This is a genomic window from Clostridium novyi NT, assembly GCF_000014125.1.
Lineage (GTDB): Bacteria > Bacillota > Clostridia > Clostridiales > Clostridiaceae > Clostridium_H > Clostridium_H novyi.
This window is the reverse complement of sequence record NC_008593.1, coordinates 599,194-616,377: the sequence shown is the minus strand read 5'-3', so window position 1 is coordinate 616,377 and position 17,184 is coordinate 599,194. Positions and strand designations below refer to the sequence as shown.

General features: G+C 27.4%; 16 protein-coding genes and 1 riboswitch. All 16 genes read right to left on the bottom strand.

Annotated elements, in window-relative coordinates:
• Positions 1-34 precede the first annotated feature (34 nt).
• Positions 35-1,411 carry a J domain-containing protein gene (locus NT01CX_RS02905; protein ID WP_011721544.1) on the bottom strand — a complete coding sequence of 459 codons (1,377 nt, stop codon included), beginning with the start codon at positions 1,409-1,411 and terminating at the stop codon, positions 35-37.
• 33 nt (positions 1,412-1,444) lie between these two features.
• Positions 1,445-2,596, bottom strand: coding sequence for a tetratricopeptide repeat protein (locus NT01CX_RS02900; RefSeq protein WP_011721543.1), 1,152 nt, complete (start codon positions 2,594-2,596; stop codon positions 1,445-1,447).
• Positions 2,597-2,618: 22 nt separating this feature from the next.
• Positions 2,619-4,343 carry an Hsp70 family protein gene (locus NT01CX_RS02895; RefSeq protein WP_011721542.1) on the bottom strand — a complete coding sequence of 575 codons (1,725 nt, stop codon included), beginning with the start codon at positions 4,341-4,343 and terminating at the stop codon, positions 2,619-2,621.
• Positions 4,344-4,529: 186 nt separating this feature from the next.
• Positions 4,530-4,817 (bottom strand): PTS sugar transporter subunit IIB, encoded by a 288-nt coding sequence (locus NT01CX_RS02890; RefSeq protein ID WP_011721541.1) that lies wholly within the window; start codon positions 4,815-4,817, stop codon positions 4,530-4,532.
• Between the two features lie 176 nt (positions 4,818-4,993).
• Positions 4,994-6,655 (bottom strand): amino acid ABC transporter ATP-binding/permease protein, encoded by a 1,662-nt coding sequence (locus NT01CX_RS02885; RefSeq protein WP_011721540.1) that lies wholly within the window; start codon positions 6,653-6,655, stop codon positions 4,994-4,996.
• A 16-nt stretch (positions 6,656-6,671) separates the two neighbouring features.
• Positions 6,672-8,417 (bottom strand): ABC transporter ATP-binding protein/permease, encoded by a 1,746-nt coding sequence (locus NT01CX_RS02880; RefSeq protein WP_011721539.1) that lies wholly within the window; start codon positions 8,415-8,417, stop codon positions 6,672-6,674.
• 27 nt (positions 8,418-8,444) lie between these two features.
• Complete coding sequence (locus NT01CX_RS02875; protein WP_011721538.1) at positions 8,445-9,065, bottom strand: class D sortase; 621 nt, start codon at positions 9,063-9,065, stop codon at positions 8,445-8,447.
• A 23-nt stretch (positions 9,066-9,088) separates the two neighbouring features.
• Complete coding sequence (locus NT01CX_RS02870; protein ID WP_011721537.1) at positions 9,089-9,880, bottom strand: ABC transporter ATP-binding protein; 792 nt, start codon at positions 9,878-9,880, stop codon at positions 9,089-9,091.
• A 2-nt stretch (positions 9,881-9,882) separates the two neighbouring features.
• Entirely contained in the window at positions 9,883-10,881 is a 999-nt protein-coding gene (locus NT01CX_RS02865) for a FecCD family ABC transporter permease (protein ID WP_011721536.1), read from the bottom strand.
• A 17-nt stretch (positions 10,882-10,898) separates the two neighbouring features.
• A complete protein-coding gene (gene isdE, locus NT01CX_RS02860; protein WP_011721535.1) occupies positions 10,899-11,789 on the bottom strand; it encodes a heme ABC transporter substrate-binding protein IsdE in 891 nt (296 codons plus the stop codon).
• 79 nt (positions 11,790-11,868) lie between these two features.
• Positions 11,869-12,582, bottom strand: a complete 714-nt coding sequence (locus NT01CX_RS02855; RefSeq protein WP_011721534.1) for an NEAT domain-containing protein — start codon at positions 12,580-12,582, stop codon at positions 11,869-11,871.
• A gap of 4 nt (positions 12,583-12,586) precedes the next feature.
• Positions 12,587-13,990: an NEAT domain-containing protein gene (locus tag NT01CX_RS02850; protein ID WP_011721533.1), complete on the bottom strand. Its 1,404-nt coding sequence runs from the start codon at positions 13,988-13,990 to the stop codon at positions 12,587-12,589.
• Between the two features lie 194 nt (positions 13,991-14,184).
• Positions 14,185-14,634 (bottom strand): PTS sugar transporter subunit IIA, encoded by a 450-nt coding sequence (locus NT01CX_RS02845; RefSeq protein ID WP_011721532.1) that lies wholly within the window; start codon positions 14,632-14,634, stop codon positions 14,185-14,187.
• 144 nt (positions 14,635-14,778) lie between these two features.
• On the bottom strand, positions 14,779-15,294 hold the full coding sequence (locus NT01CX_RS02840; protein WP_011721531.1) for a GNAT family N-acetyltransferase: 516 nt from the start codon (positions 15,292-15,294) through the stop codon (positions 14,779-14,781).
• A 223-nt stretch (positions 15,295-15,517) separates the two neighbouring features.
• The gene (gene thiT, locus NT01CX_RS02835; RefSeq protein WP_011721530.1) at positions 15,518-16,105 is read right to left on the bottom strand and encodes an energy-coupled thiamine transporter ThiT; all 588 of its coding nucleotides are present in this window, start codon (positions 16,103-16,105) and stop codon (positions 15,518-15,520) included.
• A gap of 210 nt (positions 16,106-16,315) precedes the next feature.
• Positions 16,316-16,423: riboswitch (TPP riboswitch) on the bottom strand.
• A gap of 49 nt (positions 16,424-16,472) precedes the next feature.
• On the bottom strand, positions 16,473-17,162 hold the full coding sequence (locus NT01CX_RS02830) for a pseudouridine synthase (protein ID WP_011721529.1): 690 nt from the start codon (positions 17,160-17,162) through the stop codon (positions 16,473-16,475).
• Positions 17,163-17,184 lie beyond the last annotated feature (22 nt).

The window sequence follows — 17,184 nt, the reverse complement described above, 5'->3', positions numbered from 1 at the left end:
ATATTATACTAAATCAATTTTTATTATTCAAGATTTATATCTTTTTAAATAGGTGAAATTTGTACATAATTGTCCCTAAAATCGTAAAAATAATCATAAAAATCAATAAAATCTTATAATATCTTTTCTTTAAACTACATCTTCTTATACTATTAATTGAATCATGATAAAGAATTGGCCAATCTTCCTCTATATCAATAGTTTCACTAAAGATATCCCTAACTTCAATTGGTATTTCAGAATTTTGCTTATTTTCTTCTGCCATATTATAAGCTTGTTTATATAATTCTTTTTTATAATTATACAGTATAATATATTCTTTTTTCAAAACATCAATACTACTTATTACACCTAAAAAGTCATTTTCTATACTTTCTCTTATTTCATTGATGTTCTTTTCCTTTTTTAGAATAAAATCCTTTTCATTATCTTCATCCCAATGGAGATAATATAAAATAGGCTTTTTCAAAACTTCCATAACTCTATTGTCATCTATTAGTAATTTAATATGATGAGATACCCTCAATAAGTTTTCAAATTTTTTATTTAATTTAACAAATTTTTTATTTTTATTATCAATAGCTATGGAAGTTTTACAAATTTTATTTCCAATTTCATAATTATTTTTTTCTAATAAATCTTCTGCATTTTTATACAATTTCCATAATATATATTCTTTAATTCTCTCTTCATCTGGAACTATATTTTCAATACATTTAAGAGTTTTTTCAATCATTTCTGTATTATTTATATCTATATACATATTTAAAATTTTTAAATAATACATAATCTGTCTAAAACAATCATCACTACTTTCTTCTATGCATTTATTTAAAAATTCAATTCCTTTATGATATTCACCTGTTGCTATATAGATGTCTCCCAAAACTAAAACTGTCTTTTCATTAGTCTCATCAAGCTCATAAGATTTTAATAATAACTCTTCTGCTAAATCATACTTCTTTTGCTCTTTGTAAACATAGGCAAGATTATTATAAAATATAGAGTTTTTAGGATTAATCTGTATTAACTCTCTAAACTGAATTATGGCTTCTTCATACTGTTTATTGTAGAAGAATACTAGTCCTAATTTATTTTTAGCAAATGTAATTTTCGGTTCAATAAGTAGTATTTTTTTATAATACAAAATAGCCCTTCTATACTGCTTTTTTTCTAAAGCATTGTTTCCCTTTTTTCTATATTCTTCAATCTTATCTTTATAATTCATAAAAGCATCATACTCTGCTTTTAATATTGGATCTACTAAAATTTCATAAGCTTCTCTTATTTTTTTGAATTGTTCTGGAGATTTTTCTGGAGGATACTGTCTAAGCATTTTTATATATGCCTTTTTTATTTCTATACTCCTTGCTTTATCATCTATTTGAAGAATATCATATAGATTGTCCATATCCTTCACTCTTTATCGCTCCTAACCCTTTTACTAGTTGTTTAATATCATTTTTACTGTTTTATTTACAAACATACTGTCTGGAACTTCTTTTTGTAATATACTTAAAACTTTCTTTGCTTTTTCCTTGTTTCCACTTCTATACAACATAATTCCACAGTTATATAAAGAGTCATCATAATAATTTTTCCCTTTATATTTATCTATATATTTATAATAAAGTTCCTCTGATTTTCCTATATTGTTTAGTTTTTCATAAGTTACTGCTGAAAAAAATGTAGCCTCTGCCACTATAGAACTATCAATTCCTCTATCCATTAAATAAGAAAAGTTTTCTATAGCTTTTTTGTAATCTTTTTTCTTGTAATTTAATATGCCATCATTAAACACTTCACTATCATTTTTTCCTTGAAATTTATTTTGTATCTGCCCTTTCTCCATATTAATAGAATTACTTAATTTGTTGTACTTTCCTCTTATAAGCTGAAGTTCCGTATTATTTATTTTATATTTATGTTCATATTCAGCTAAAGTATCTTTAATGTTAATATATCCTTTATAATTTTTATAATATAATACTGATGATGCTATTAATAGTATGGTAGAAACACTGGCTACAGTTTTAGCAACTTTGCTAGATTTATATTTTACAATAGTTACATTTCTCTTATTGTTTATCTCATTTAGATACATTAAGCATTTTCTATTTTCATTATCAATGTTAAGTGCCATTTCCATATACTTTTTTGCAATATTATATTTTCCTATGGCATAGTAACAAAGCCCAATTATTATATATGGTTCTAATAATTCATTTTCTTCTGTAATTATTTCTTTAAATTTTTCTATAGCTTTTTTATATTCATATCTATATAAAAATTCTATTCCTTCATTATATTCCTTAATAAACCTATTAAACTTCCTACTTTTTAATAGGTTTAAATATAATTCTGCTTTATTATTGTGTTTTTTATATTCTAAACTTTTGCTCCAATAAAAGTAGGCTTTATCAAATTCACATAAGGTATAATTGCATAGCCCCATTAAATTTAACACATCACAATCTTTAGAATATAACTTTAAACTTTTTTTAATGTTAGTAATAGCTTTTGAAATCTTATTTTCAGATATAAGCTTTAAAGCAGTATTATAATAAACAGCAGCTAATTCTATAACTTTTTCCATAAGTACACTCCCTAGAGTAAGACTACTCTAATTCAAAAATATAATCTATTAGTTTTTCATTATATTTTTCTGCATTTTCTTTATTATTTTCTTCTAATGCCTTTTTTAATTTATCTATACATTCCTTAATTTCTTCTTTTTTGTCACCATCTTCAAGAGAACTTATTTTTCCCTCTGAAAATTCTATTATATGTCCATATAAATCACGTAAATCTTGTCTTTCATTATTATGATCATCTTCATCCATTTCACCAAGTATAAAATTTGGTAAAAGTTTCCTTGATATATCTATTATTTTATTTAAAGTTTTTCCTGTGCTTAATACTTTTGCAGATACTTGAAGTATGCCATTTAAATCATATGTAAAAGACACTTCAATTAACTGTTTTCCTGCTGGAGCTTTAGGAATTCCTTTTAAAACAAATTCCCCTATTTTTGTGTTTTTAGATGCTAATTTTTGTTCTCCCTCATAGACATCAATAATAACACTTCTTTGATTATCTTTAATTGTGTAGTATTTTTTTCTTTTAGTGCAAGGTATTTTGCTATCTCTTAAAATAATAGGATCATATATTCCATCTATAAATCTACCATCACTTAACTTTTCTACTACGCTTGTCCCAAGTGTATGACTACATGCATCTGTTATTAAAATTCCTTCTTTAGAATCTATTTCATCGTTTTTTATAGCAGCTTGTATTGCAGCACCTAATGCTACTGCTTCATCTGGATTTACATTATATTTTATTTTATCTTTAAATTTATCTTCAAGCATTTTTCTAACGCATGGAATTCTACTAGAGCCACCAACTGCTATTACAACATCAATATCTGTAACATCATATCCAGCTGCTTTTATAGCTTCATCTATTATAATTTCAGTGGAATCTACTAAATCTTCAATAAATGCTTCAAATTTACTTCGTGTTAAACTTGTTTTTATTTCTAAAGGATTTTTTTCTTTATCTACAGCTATAAATGGTATGTTTATATCCACTTCTTCTTCATTTGATAACTTAATTTTTATCTTTTCTGCTTCTTCTTTTATTCTTGCAAGGGCTTTAATATCATCTCTTAGACTTACATCATGTTCCGCTTCAAAATTATTAATTATGTATTGTTCTATTATATTATTAAAATCCTTTCCACCTAATTTGTTATTTCCTCTGCTTGCTTTTACGTCTATAACTCCTGCAAATAGCTCTAAAACAGTAACATCAAAAGTTCCTCCTCCTAAGTCATATACGAGAACTTTTTCATCACTTTCCATATTATTAATTCCATATGCAAGTGCAGCAGCTGTAGGTTCATTTATAATTCTTTCTACTTTTAAACCAGCCATTTCCCCAGCTTCCTTTGTAGCTTTTCTTTGAAGATCATTAAAATTTGCTGGAACTGTAATAACCGCCTCTGTAACTTCTTCTCCTAAATATTCTTCCGCATCTTTTTTTAGCTTTTTTAATATAATAGATGATACTTCCTCTGGTAAAAGTTCCTCGTCTCCTATTTTTATTTTTGTTTCTTCTCCCATAAGCCGCTTAACTTCTACTATTGTTTTTTCTGGTTCTAAGACAGCTTGTCTTTGTGCAAACTCCCCTACAATAAATTCATCTTTATCTGATATCCCAACTACTGATGGAGTTATTTTTTTATTTAAATCATTTAATATAATTTCAGGTTGTCCATTATTCAAATAAGCAACTTCACAAGTTGTAGTTCCTAAATCAATTCCAATTACTTTTCCCATTTAGCATCTCCTTCCTCAAGCAAAACTATCTATAATTAAATATTTTAAGTATGCTCAAATAACTTAATTTTTATATATCAAAATAAATCATACCATAGTATATTATACCATTTTTATTATGTAATATAAAAAACTTATATATAAAACAAAAACCCCATGATTACTCATGGGGAATTAAAACTTATATTAATTAAAATAATTTAACTCAGTTAATGCTTCTGCTAACTTAGCTCTTATTTCCATACTGTCTATAATATTGTTTAACACAATTACTTTTCCGTCTAACATTCCTAATTGAGAAGAAATTTCTCTTCCTCCTATATATATTTCTGCTGGAATATTTTTAGCTGCACCAACACTAGAAACTTCTACATCAATATCATTAATTTCTAATTCTTTTAACGCCTTTTCAACATTTGTTTGTATCATAAAACTAGTTACGAGTCCACTTCCACAACATGTAACAATCTTCATAATGAATACCTCCCCCATTATCTTTTGTATATAGTTAATTATTTATACTTCCGTATTCATTATTATACCTAATTTAATACTGATTACAATGTCCAAATAACCCTTATTATATGACAAAATGGCCAATGTAAATCTTTCCTACTCTTGCTAATGTTGATTTTTATAATATTTAATGGTTATGATACTAGGTTCTGATACCTTTCAACTTTAATCATCTTTTTATTATTTATAGAATATATACTATCTGCTATGGCTACAGTAGACATTCTATGTGATACAACTATAACGGTTTTTTCGGTGCTTTCTTCTTTTATAGTTTTTATTATAGCTTTTTCGTTTAAACTGTCTAAATTACTAGTAGGTTCATCAAGTAAAATTATATCTCCATTATGGAGAAAAGCTCTAGCAATTCCAAGTCTTTGTCTTTCTCCACCTGATAGATTTTCTCCAAGTTCTCCTATATTTGTTTTATATCCCTTTGGAAGAGTTTCTATAAAATCATGTATTGATGCTTTTTTTGCAGCATTTTTTATTTCATCTAATGTAGCATCTTTTTTTCCAAGTCTTATATTTTCCTCAATTGTATCATTAAATAAAAATGTCTCTTGAGTTACAAAACTTTGCATTTCTCTAAGGGATTTTGTATTAATATTTTTAATTTCTTTATTATTTATTTTTATATAGCCTTTTTTAGTATCCCAAAATCTCATAATTAATTTTAAAAATGTACTTTTACCGCATCCACTATCTCCAACTATTCCTATTATCTCACCTTTATTAAAATTAGCATTTATATCTTTTAAAATCTCCTCATTATTATACGCAAAAGTAAGCCCATTTATTTCTATATCTCCAAATGAACAATTTTCTCCATCTGAAATTTCTTCTACTGCTGGAGTTTCTTCCAACAAGTTTAAGACTCTATCTCCTGAAGCTAAAGTTTGCACTAAATTATTTGATAAATTACTTAATGCAACTACAGGTCCAAAAGAACTCATTAATGCTATAGTAGATACAACCACATCTTTTACAGTAATAATATTTTGTCCATATAAATAAATTCCTGTAAACAACATTGCTGATATAAAAATTAGTATAGTTGAATCCGTAAATGCTCTTATTACGCCTTCATGTTTTTTTATTGTATCAAGTTCTGAATTTAAGCTTTTTCCTTTATTATTTATACTATTTAATCTCTTTTCTCCTAAATTAAACATTACTATTTCTCTCATTCCCTTTAGGGAATCTAGCATAAAACTATTTATACTTCCAACAGCATTTCTGTAATTAAGTCCTGCTCTGCTGCCCAATTTTGAAGAAAAGTATGGAATAATAAATCCTATTGTAATGTATCCTAAAAATGAAATTATCCCAAAATACATATGGATTTTTGCTACATAACATATCATAAATATGGATACTATTATGGCTATACTAATAGGTGCAATTGTATGAGCATAGAAAACTTCTAAAAGCTCTATGTCACTAGTTATAATGGATATAAGGTTTCCCTTCTCTTCACCTTCTAGTTTAGCCGGGGATAATTCTCTTAACTTTTTAAATACTTTATCTCTTAAAATAGCAAGTAACTTAAAGGCTATAAAGTGTCCAGTAAACTGCTCTAAATACCTTAATAATCCCCTAGATATAGCTAAAACGCCTATTATTATAAATATTTTTTTCATTGACATTAGCACATTAAAACCCATAATTTTAGAAACACCAATACCACCATAAATAGTGATGAAAATAGAAGCTAAAAACCCAAGTACCCCCATTGTTATTGTTACAACCATTATATGAAGTAATGGTTGTATAAGTCCTATGAGCTTGCCCATTATAACAATTCCACGTCTACGCACATTCCTCAGCTCCTATTCTCTCTAGTTTATTTTGTTCCTCTACTAAATTAAAATATAGTCCCTCTTTTTTCATAAGTTCTTCATGATTTCCACTTTCAACAATATTCCCTTTATCAAGTACATAGATATTATCTGATTTTCTTACATTATAAAGTCTATGAGAAATCAAAATTATTGTTTTGTTTTTCGATAATTCATATATAACATTCATAATGTCATCTTCACTTTCAACATCAATATTAGACGTCGCTTCATCAAATATATATATTTCACTATCATATAATAAGGCTCTTGCAAGTGCTAACCTTTGCTTTTGTCCTCCTGATAGATTGCTTCCAGCTTCCTTTATTTCTGTTTTTAATTTTTTTTCAGAGTTATTTACAAAACCATATAGATTTACTCTTTTTAAAACATCATACATTTCTTCTTCTGTTGCATTTTCTTTTCCCATTTTTAAATTATCTTCTATAGTTCCCGTAAATATATAACTATTATGATTTACTACATTTATTTTTTTCATAAGCTCATTTTCTTTAATGTTTCTAAGTTCCTTGCCATTTAATTTTATATTACCTGTGTAATCTTTATAAAATCCCATTATCATATTTGATATTGTACTTTTACCACAACCTGACTTTCCAACTAATGATGTGATTTTTCCACTTTCTATTTTTAAATTAATATCATTTAATATCTTTCTATCCTTATCATAATAAAAATTTACATTTTCAAATTCTATATTTATATCCTTCATGTTACTAATTTCTTCGTAATCATCATATTGAATCAATGGACAATCTATTATATTAAATATTTTTTCAGAAGCTGCTATACCATTCATAGCTACATGGAAAAATGAACCTAAAAGTCTTAATGGTATAAAAAATTCTGCTGATAAAAGCATAATTGAAAATGCTCCTGAAATACTAATGTTACCTACGCTTAGTTCTTTTAAGGCTATTATTATTCCTATGGCACTTCCTCCAAAAGCAATTAAATCCATAAACGTTATAGAATTTAACTGCATAGCTAAAACCTTCATAGTTATTTTTCTAAAGTTCTCAGCTTCTTCATTCATTTTTTCATTTCTATCTTCATCTCTACTATAGATTTTTAATGTTGTAAGTCCTTGAAGATTTTCTAAAAAAGTATCTCCAAGATTTACATATACTCCCCAATAGTCAGCAAGAATATTTTTTGCTATTTTCATTATTGCAACTATTGATATAGGTATTAATGGCACACATATAAGTAAAACAACCGCTGCCTTTACACTTATAAAACTCAACACACAAAATAAAGTGATTGGTGCTAAAAGGCTATAGAAAAACTGTGGTAGGTACTTTCCAAAATACATTTCAAGTTGTTCTATTCCATCAATAGCAACTTGTATAACTTCTGATGTTGAAGTGGTTTCATTATAGTGTATTCCCAGTTTTAAAAGCTTTTTATATAAAATATCTCTAAGTGAAAGCCTTGCATCACCTGAAGACTTACTTGAAAATTTAACCGCCATATAATTGCATATAAATCTAATTACTATAGCTGTAATTAATATACTTAGTGTACTTAAAGTTCTTTGAGAGCTTATCCCATTTAAATATGTATATTCTATATATTTTCCTATAGAAATTATAGCTAATATGTTTAAAATTAAGCTTATCCAGTTCATAAGTACAGTTAAAAACACCCACCTTTTGCACCCATCAACTAAATTTATCAGCCTTTTATTTATCATTTTTCCACCTCCACAATTTACTTTTATTTACTGATTCATTTCAGCTGTGACTATTAATCGTTTCTTACCTCTATTGCTACAAGTAACTATTGTCATAGTTTTCTTATTTTCATCTTGATTTAATACTTCAATTTCATTTGGTTCAACAATAAATTTCTTAGTTATATAATAATTAAATTCACCTTTTTTAGTTGTAAGTTTTATTACATCACCTACATTTACTTTATAAAGTTCATTTAAAATTTCATTGTATATAAAACTACTGTGTCCAGCTATGGAAAAGTTTCCGTTTTCACCTGGCATAGCTGTATCTTCAAAGTGACATAAGTAATATCTTAATTGTTCTTTTTTCATTCCTTCTACAATTACTGATTGAAGATCAATGGAAGGTATCTCAATTAATGCAAGTTCATTTCCATAGCTTATACCTTCATTTTTATTACCACTTTTATTACCATCTCTGTTTTTATCTTCTTTACCTTTTTGTTTATTTAAATTATTATTTTGTTTTTCCAATTTTATTTCTTCATTAAATTTTTTTATTAGACTCACTTCTTTATTTTTTGAATAACTTTTTAATCCAAGTCCAGTGCAAACCAAACACAATCCCACTACTATTAATAAAATTGGTATAATATTTTTTTTCATATTCCTTACCTCTTAGCTCCATATTACAAAGCCTTTTCTTTGTATACCTTCTTTGGAATGAAAATTATTTTTTCTCCAAATTGATTTTTTAATATATCCATGTCAACATTGTAAACACTTCTTATTAGGCTTTTATCTAAAATATCTTCTGGTTTTCCTTGTGCTTTTATTTCTCCATTTTTCAAAACCAAAACTTCACTACTATACTTTGCTGCTTGATTTAAATCATGAAGAACCATAACAACTGTTAAATTTAATTTTTCATTTAATTCTTTTACAAGTTCTAGTATCTCTATTTGATTATTTATATCAAGATAAGTAGTTGGTTCATCTAAAAGAAGTACCTTTGGCTTTTGTGCAAGTGCCATAGCAATCCAAGCCCTTTGCCTTTCTCCTCCTGATATATCTGATATATTTTTATTTTCCATGTGAGACAAATTTGTTTTTTCTATTGCCCAAGCAACTATATCTTCATCTTCTTTATTTAATCCTTGAAACCAATTTTTGTGAGGATTTCGTCCAAAAGAAACTATCTTTCTTATGGTCATATCTTTAGGAGCTGAATTATGTTGAGATAGACACGCCATTTCTTTAGCTATTTCTTTATTGTTCATTTCTTGAAGTAGTTTTCCATCTAAATAAACAACGCCATCCATTGGTTTTAAAAGTCTTCCTACAGCTTTTAAAACTGTTGATTTTCCTGAACCATTAGGACCTATTATTGTAAGCATATCGCCTTTTTGTACATGCAAGCTAAAGTCCTTAACTATTACTTTGTCATCATATCCTATTTTAAAATCTTTTATTTTTAGCATACTTATTTACGCCTCCTTAAAAGGAATAAGAAAAATGGTCCACCTAGCATAGCCATTAAAATACCTACTGGAAGCTCCACAGGTCTTGCAACAAATCTTGCCAAAGTATCTGCAAGAAGTAATAATATCCCCCCCATTATCGCACTCATGGGAATTAAATATTTATAATCATATCCAAGTATTAACCTACATATATGAGGAACTATAAGACCTATAAACCCTATAATACCTACAACTGATGTGCTAACCCCTGCTAAAAATACTGCAACTAAAGCTACTAAAAATCTAGTTTTTGTTACATTTACTCCAAGATTAGTTGCTACATCATCCCCTAATGCTAATAAATTAGCTCCTTTTGCACAAAGTAAGGCAAGAATTATTCCTATAACACTATATGGAACTAAATATTTTACTTCTGTCCAACCTTTGTAGGCTATACTTCCATTTATCCATAATAAAATACCTTGTATCTTGTCACTATTTAATATTGAAAGCAATGATGTTGCTCCAACAAAAACAGCATTTACTGCAACACCTGATAAAATAACCCTCATAGGATTTAATCCTTTGTCCCAAGATAATATAAATACCATCATACAAGCAACTATTGCACCTAAAAAAGCCATAAGAGGTAATACTCCATGTAACTTTGGGAAGTATAACATAACTGTTATAGCAAGGAGACTAGCTCCAGATGATACCCCTGTAATTCCAGGATCCGCTAGTGGATTATTCATGATTGATTGAAGTAAAGCACCTGATATTGAAAGTCCCGCTCCAACAAAAACAGCTATGATTATTCTAGGTAATCTCATATCCATAATAATACTTTCATTTATTTCATTTCCGTGTCCTAAGAAAGTATCTATAATTTCTTTTACTGATATACTTACACTACCAACACCAATAGTAACAATTATTAAAGCTACTAATAAGACTAATGACATCAATATTATTAACACTTTTAATTTATTGCTCATATTATTGCTCATATTTTTCATATTGCTCTCCATTCCAGCTATTTATATAAGTAATCTTTCATTTTTTGTAATGATTCTACTATATTTATATCTCCTGTAACTCCAAAATATTTTGGATCTAAATCATATATCTTATTTTCTTTTACAGCTTTAAACTTTTGCCACTGTGGATTGGTTTTAAATTCTTTATTAACTTGTTTTTTTGCTTCATCTATATAACCATGATACATTCTAAAAATTATATCTGGATTTTCCTTTAAAGCTGTCTCTAAAGAAAATGGTACATATTGTCCTTTAAGATTTGCTTTGTTTGCAATATTTTCTGCTCCAAGTTTTTCGATTAAACTTCCTGCAAAAGAATTTTTTGTAGATAACATAAAATGTCCTGGTGCTCCAAATAAAATCATTACCTTGACTTTTTTATTTTTATCAACACCCTTTAATACTTGAGCTTCTTTTTCATTTATTTCTTTAAGAAGTTTTTCTCCATTTTCTTTTTTATTAAACTTTTCTGATAGATGTTTTATGCTCTCTTTAACAGAATCATATGAATCTAAATTACAAAAATCAGTATTGACTTTGTTTTCTTTTAATCTATCTCCTATCATTTCTTCTAAAGCTCCAGAGGTTACATATACATCTGGTTTTAGTGCTTTAATTCTCTCTAAATCAGGATTCATAGGTAGTCCTATTTCAGGTACAGGTTTTACCTTATCTGATATATCATATTGAGTTGTAGGTCTTCCTACAATTTTTATATCTAATTTAGCTAACATTTCTGCAATAGACATACTTCCTGCAATTATTCTTACATCTTCTCCCTTTTTATTTGTAGATGCAGTTGTTTCCTTTGATTTATTTTTACTTCCACAAGCCATTAATCCTAAACTCATTACTGTGACCATTACCAAAGCCAAGACTTTTTTCATATTTATTCCCCCGCTTCCTTAGAAACAAACTCCATTTTAAGAAAGACACTACTTTCTTAAAATAGAGTTAAATTTAAACTTATTTATTTTTCTTCTTTAATAAAAATAATCCAGCCATACTAGTTAGTCCACCAAGTAGTGGTAATTCAGCTTGTGTAATAGGTAATCCTGTTTGAGGCAACTCTTTTCCATCTTTATCTTTTTTAACTTCTTTATTGCTAGTAGCACTAGTTTCTTTTGCATCAGATTTTTTTGATGTATTATCTTTTGATGTATCATTTATAGTAGCTTTTCCACTTACTGCTTTAATATCATTTTGAGGTACTACTCTAAAGGATACTCTCGCATTTCCCATAGGAACTACATTCATTTTAAAAGTTATTTTTGCATCTTTACTTGGAATCTTAAATTTAACTTTTCCTGCCTCATTTCCACTCATTGTCTTATCATATTTTGTATCTGTTCCATTAACAAATATGTTTATATTTTTCATCCAATCTAATCTTGAAATGTCTACAATAGCATATATTTGTCCACCCTTAACTTCTAATGTTATTTGTTGTCCTATATATTGTCCTGCCATTGATAAATCATTTTCTTTTTCCTTTAATACTTGAACACTTACTTTATATGTTCCATCTTTTAAAGAATCATTTTTAGCAAGTTTATTAGTAGCTTCTAATCTTATAGATTGATTTACACTACCTGTCTCTGCAAAAGCTTGTGATGATGAAAATAAAACCCCTCCAGCTAAAATTCCAACAGTTAATACTTTTAATAAATTCTTTCTCATTTTTTTACTCTCCCTTTTTTTTATTTTTTTTCATTAATGTAATTCCTAGCCCTGATAGTACTCCACCAATTGATGCTACTAATCCTCCGCCAAAAGGTAATCCCGTTTTGGGTAGTTTCTTTTTCGGTGCGCTATATTGAATATGATTATTATTATCATTATAGTTGTACAAATTACCCTTAGAATATTTACTTTCTTTAGATTCATTTGCTAAGTTATTTAAATATTCCTCTGCTTTGGTTGGATCATATTCTGTTCCTTCTAAAAATTTAAGTGAATCTTTTTGCATTAACACTCTAAAAGTAACTCTAGCATTATCCATTGGCTCTACATTCATTTTAAATTTTATTTCTGAATCTAAATTAGGTATTTTAAATTTTATTGTTGATATTTTTTCTCCAGTACTATTTGTTTTTACATTTACTACATCATATTTTTGACTCTTATTATTTACTAGAACATCCATGTTATTCATCCAATCACTTCTACTGAAAGTAACCATTGCATACTTTTTACCATTTTTCATTTGAACCTTTATCTTATCTCCAACATAAGTTCCTGCCATAGATGGTTCATTGTTGTTTTCCTTTAAAGCTTTAATATTGACTTCATATAATCCGTCTTTATCTTTATTTGATGCTGTAGTAACTTTTTCATATGATTTTGTTTCACTAGACTGTTTTTGTTTTGTACCCTTTTTATTATCAATATCTTTTTTATCACTTTTCTTATCCTTGTTATGTACTTCTGATTTTTCCATACCATCTGTAGAAGTCTTAGTTTGTGGTTTCTCATTTTCTTTTGGTTGTTGTTTTTCTGAAGTTTCAAATGTAGTTACTTTTTCTCCTACTACTCTAAATGTAACATCTGAGCTCATTGGTACTACATACATATGGAATGTTAATTTAGGATTTACCTTTGGCACTTCAAATTTTATTAATCCTGCAGTATGTTCCATTTCCATTACTTTTGCTTTTCCTGTTTCCTTTTGTGTATGCTCTACCTTCTTTCCTTCTACCTCTATAGATATATTTTTCATCCAATCTAATGCTAGAACATCTATTTCACAATATATTTTCCCGTTTTCTTTTATATATCTTGCTTCTTTATTTAAATATGTTCCAGCCATTGATGGCTCATCATTTTCTTGTTTTAAAGTTTTTATTTCTACTTTTGCTATTAATTCTGATTTATTTTCTGAAGATGTGTTCATATTAATACATGGACTAACTTTATATGTTCCACCTTTAATACTCTCTTCAATATCTTTACACAACTGTTTTTCTTGTATTTTAGGTGCATTTTCTGGATTAGTCACAGCATGAACTACTTGTGGCGTCCCTCCTGCTATTATTATAGCCGTTGCAGCTACTCCAACCCCCTTGTTAATTTTTCTAAAAATGTCCATAAACTCACTTACCCCCATTTATTTTTCAAAATTACTTTTTTTATTATATCATTATTGATTTTAATTTTCAATTATAATTGAGTATCGTTATCACGAATTACTATAACTATTTATATCTTTTTTCCTATTTTTTATGCATAATTAGCAAAAAAATAGTACTAAGAAACTTAATTGTTTCTTAGTACTATTTAAAATTAATAATTATATTTTTCTAATATTTTTATTACTTCTTCTTTACTGTGAGTTTCAAATATTTTTTGTAAATCCTCTTTATTCCTTAATAAATCAACTATTTCAGCTAAAAATTTAATATGATCTTTATTATTTTCAGATGCTATAGTTATAATTAATTTTACAGGATCATTTTTGTCATTTCCAAAATTTACCGGATTTTTTAAAGTAACTAAACTAAAGGAAGTCTTATTAACTCCATCTTCTGGTCTTGCATGAGGTAACACTATATTAGGTGTTATAACCATGTAAGGTCCAAGTTCCTTTAACTTTTCTAATATAGCTTTTTCATATGAATGCTCAACATAGCCTTTGTCTATGAGTATTTTTACTCCAGCCTCTATAGCTTCCTCCCAATTGTTACACTCTACATTTAATTTTATAACCTCTGGTGTTATTACTTCACTTAACATATCTTTACCTTCTCCATATACCACTTATTTTATTTATTTGAAGTTATCATATTTCAAATCTTTAAAATTATACTCCTTTATTGTGGCAATATCAACCAATTTTATAAATTTAACTACAACTCTATACTTACTAAAAAATATATATTAAAAGCTCATAGAAATAAATTCATCTATAGAAATTGAATACTGAATTTCCTTTGGAAGTTCTTTATCTTTTCTAAAACCAACTCTTTTAAATGCTCTCCTTGAACGCTCATTTTTAAAGTTAATTTTTGCTATAACTTCATCAACTCTCCAATTAAAAAATGCATGTTTTAATCCCTCGAAAATAGCATTGGAACCAAGTCCTTTACCCCATTTTTCTCTATCTCCTATAACTACTACCATTTCTGTTGCATCTTTTTTAGGTACTAATCTTAAAAATCCTATAGGCTCTTCTCCCTTTGTATTTGTTGTTATCATAAAAAAAGCTCCATCTTGATTAAATAAATGTGTAAGTATTGGCATATTAACTCTACGCATTACATCTTTAATACTATTACATACGTTATTATATTCATTTAAATATTGGGTAACCATATTATCATGTAACCAATCTATCATTTTCCACGCATCTGATTTGAAAACTTCTCTGCGCAATTTAATACTATTATGTTTCATTAATACATATCCTCCTAAATATAATAAAAAAACCTCGCTATATCTCTAATTATAGATATAACAGGTTTTTCTATAGACACACATTAATGATAACAATATATTATATTTTAAGCAAATATTGTATATAGCTGTTTTTATGGTTACCTAAAGGATACATAGTTTTATATTGATATCCTTTATGAAAAATGCGTATTGCTACCTTATTCAAGGTTGTTTGACTAAATTATTTGTTTATTTTCAATCTTTTTATAGGTAATATTAAAAGAATAATAATGCATAATGCCCCTTCAACTCCAGCATAAGATATATTATACATAAATGAATATAGCCATACATTCATACCCTTTGGCGCATATTGTCCAAAATATACAGCTCCTGAAAGTACATTTACAAATACACTTAAAACTACTGCCATTAAGCTTCCTAATCCTATTTTTATCTTATTATCATTTCCAAATGTTCCTGCTAATCCTAATGCCATAGTTGCAAATATATAATCTAATAAAAACTGAGCAGGATTAACTATTGTAGCTCCATTTAATAATTTAAGTAGTCCAAATAGAATACCACTTGTAAGTCCCAAAGTATTTCCATAAAGTATAGAAAGAAGCATTGTTGGTAGCATAGAAAACAATGTTATTCCTCCCCCTTGAGGAAATTTAATAAACTCTATAAGATACAATACAAATGAAATTGCACTAAACATAGCTATTGTAACCATCTTTTTTGTAGTAAACTGTTCTTTTCTAATTTTTAATATGTATAGTATAAATAAAATTGCACTAACTCCTAAAATAACATAATTAATCATAATTTTCTCCTTCCTTTATGCTTGTACATTTAAAATAATATCTTTAACAGTCAATAATATTTCCAACGTAACATATAAACGATTTATATTAAAACTGTACTATTAGCCTCCCTTTTTTGTATTCCATAGTTATATTCATAAAAAATAAAAGCTATGTTCCAACTTAGAACATAGCTTTTTATATAGATTACTTTAATCCAAAATCTACAATCTTATAACTAATAACTTTTCCTACGTTGGCATTATCCACATCAGGTACAAGGGTTGATAAACTTTATCTCTCAGCCTACATTTAGGTAAGCACCCCTAGTTAAAAATATTCTTTTATGAAATAATTATACATCATTTTTTTATAAAATTCTATAGATTATTTCATTACCATAACTCTTATATTATTTAATTCATCTTCTGTAAAGTGTCTAAAGCTTCCAATATCTATACCGTCAATTTTTAAATTCATAATCCTAATTCTTTTTAATTTTACAACAGTGTATCCAAATGCTCTTGTCATTTTGCGAATTTGTCTATTTAGTCCTTGAGTTAATATAATCTTAAATGTACATTCATCAATCCTTCTTACTATACAAGTTCTTGTTTTAACACCCTTTAATTGAACTCCTTTTGACATGTTTTCTATAAATTCATCATCAAAGGGCTTGTCTACTTTGACTACATATTCTTTTTCATGCATATTTTCAGACTCTAAAATCTTATTTGATAGTTCACCATCATTAGTTAAAATTATTAACCCCTCTGATTTTTTATCTAATCTTCCAACAGGAAAAATGTAATCTCTGTAGTTAACAAAATCTATTATATTGGCTTTTATATCTTTCGATGAAGTACAAGTAATACCAACTGGCTTATTAAGCAAAATATAAACTTTTTTCTTAGGCTTGATTCTTTTGTTGTCTAGTAATATTTCGTCACTTTCCTCTACCCACTGACCAGGAATGCATAGCTTGCCATTTACTATAATTCTATTTTGTTCAATAATTCTATTTGCTTCTTTTCTGGAACAAATTCCATAATTACTTAAAAGTTTGTTTATTCTCATTTACTCCGTCCAATCTTTTTAA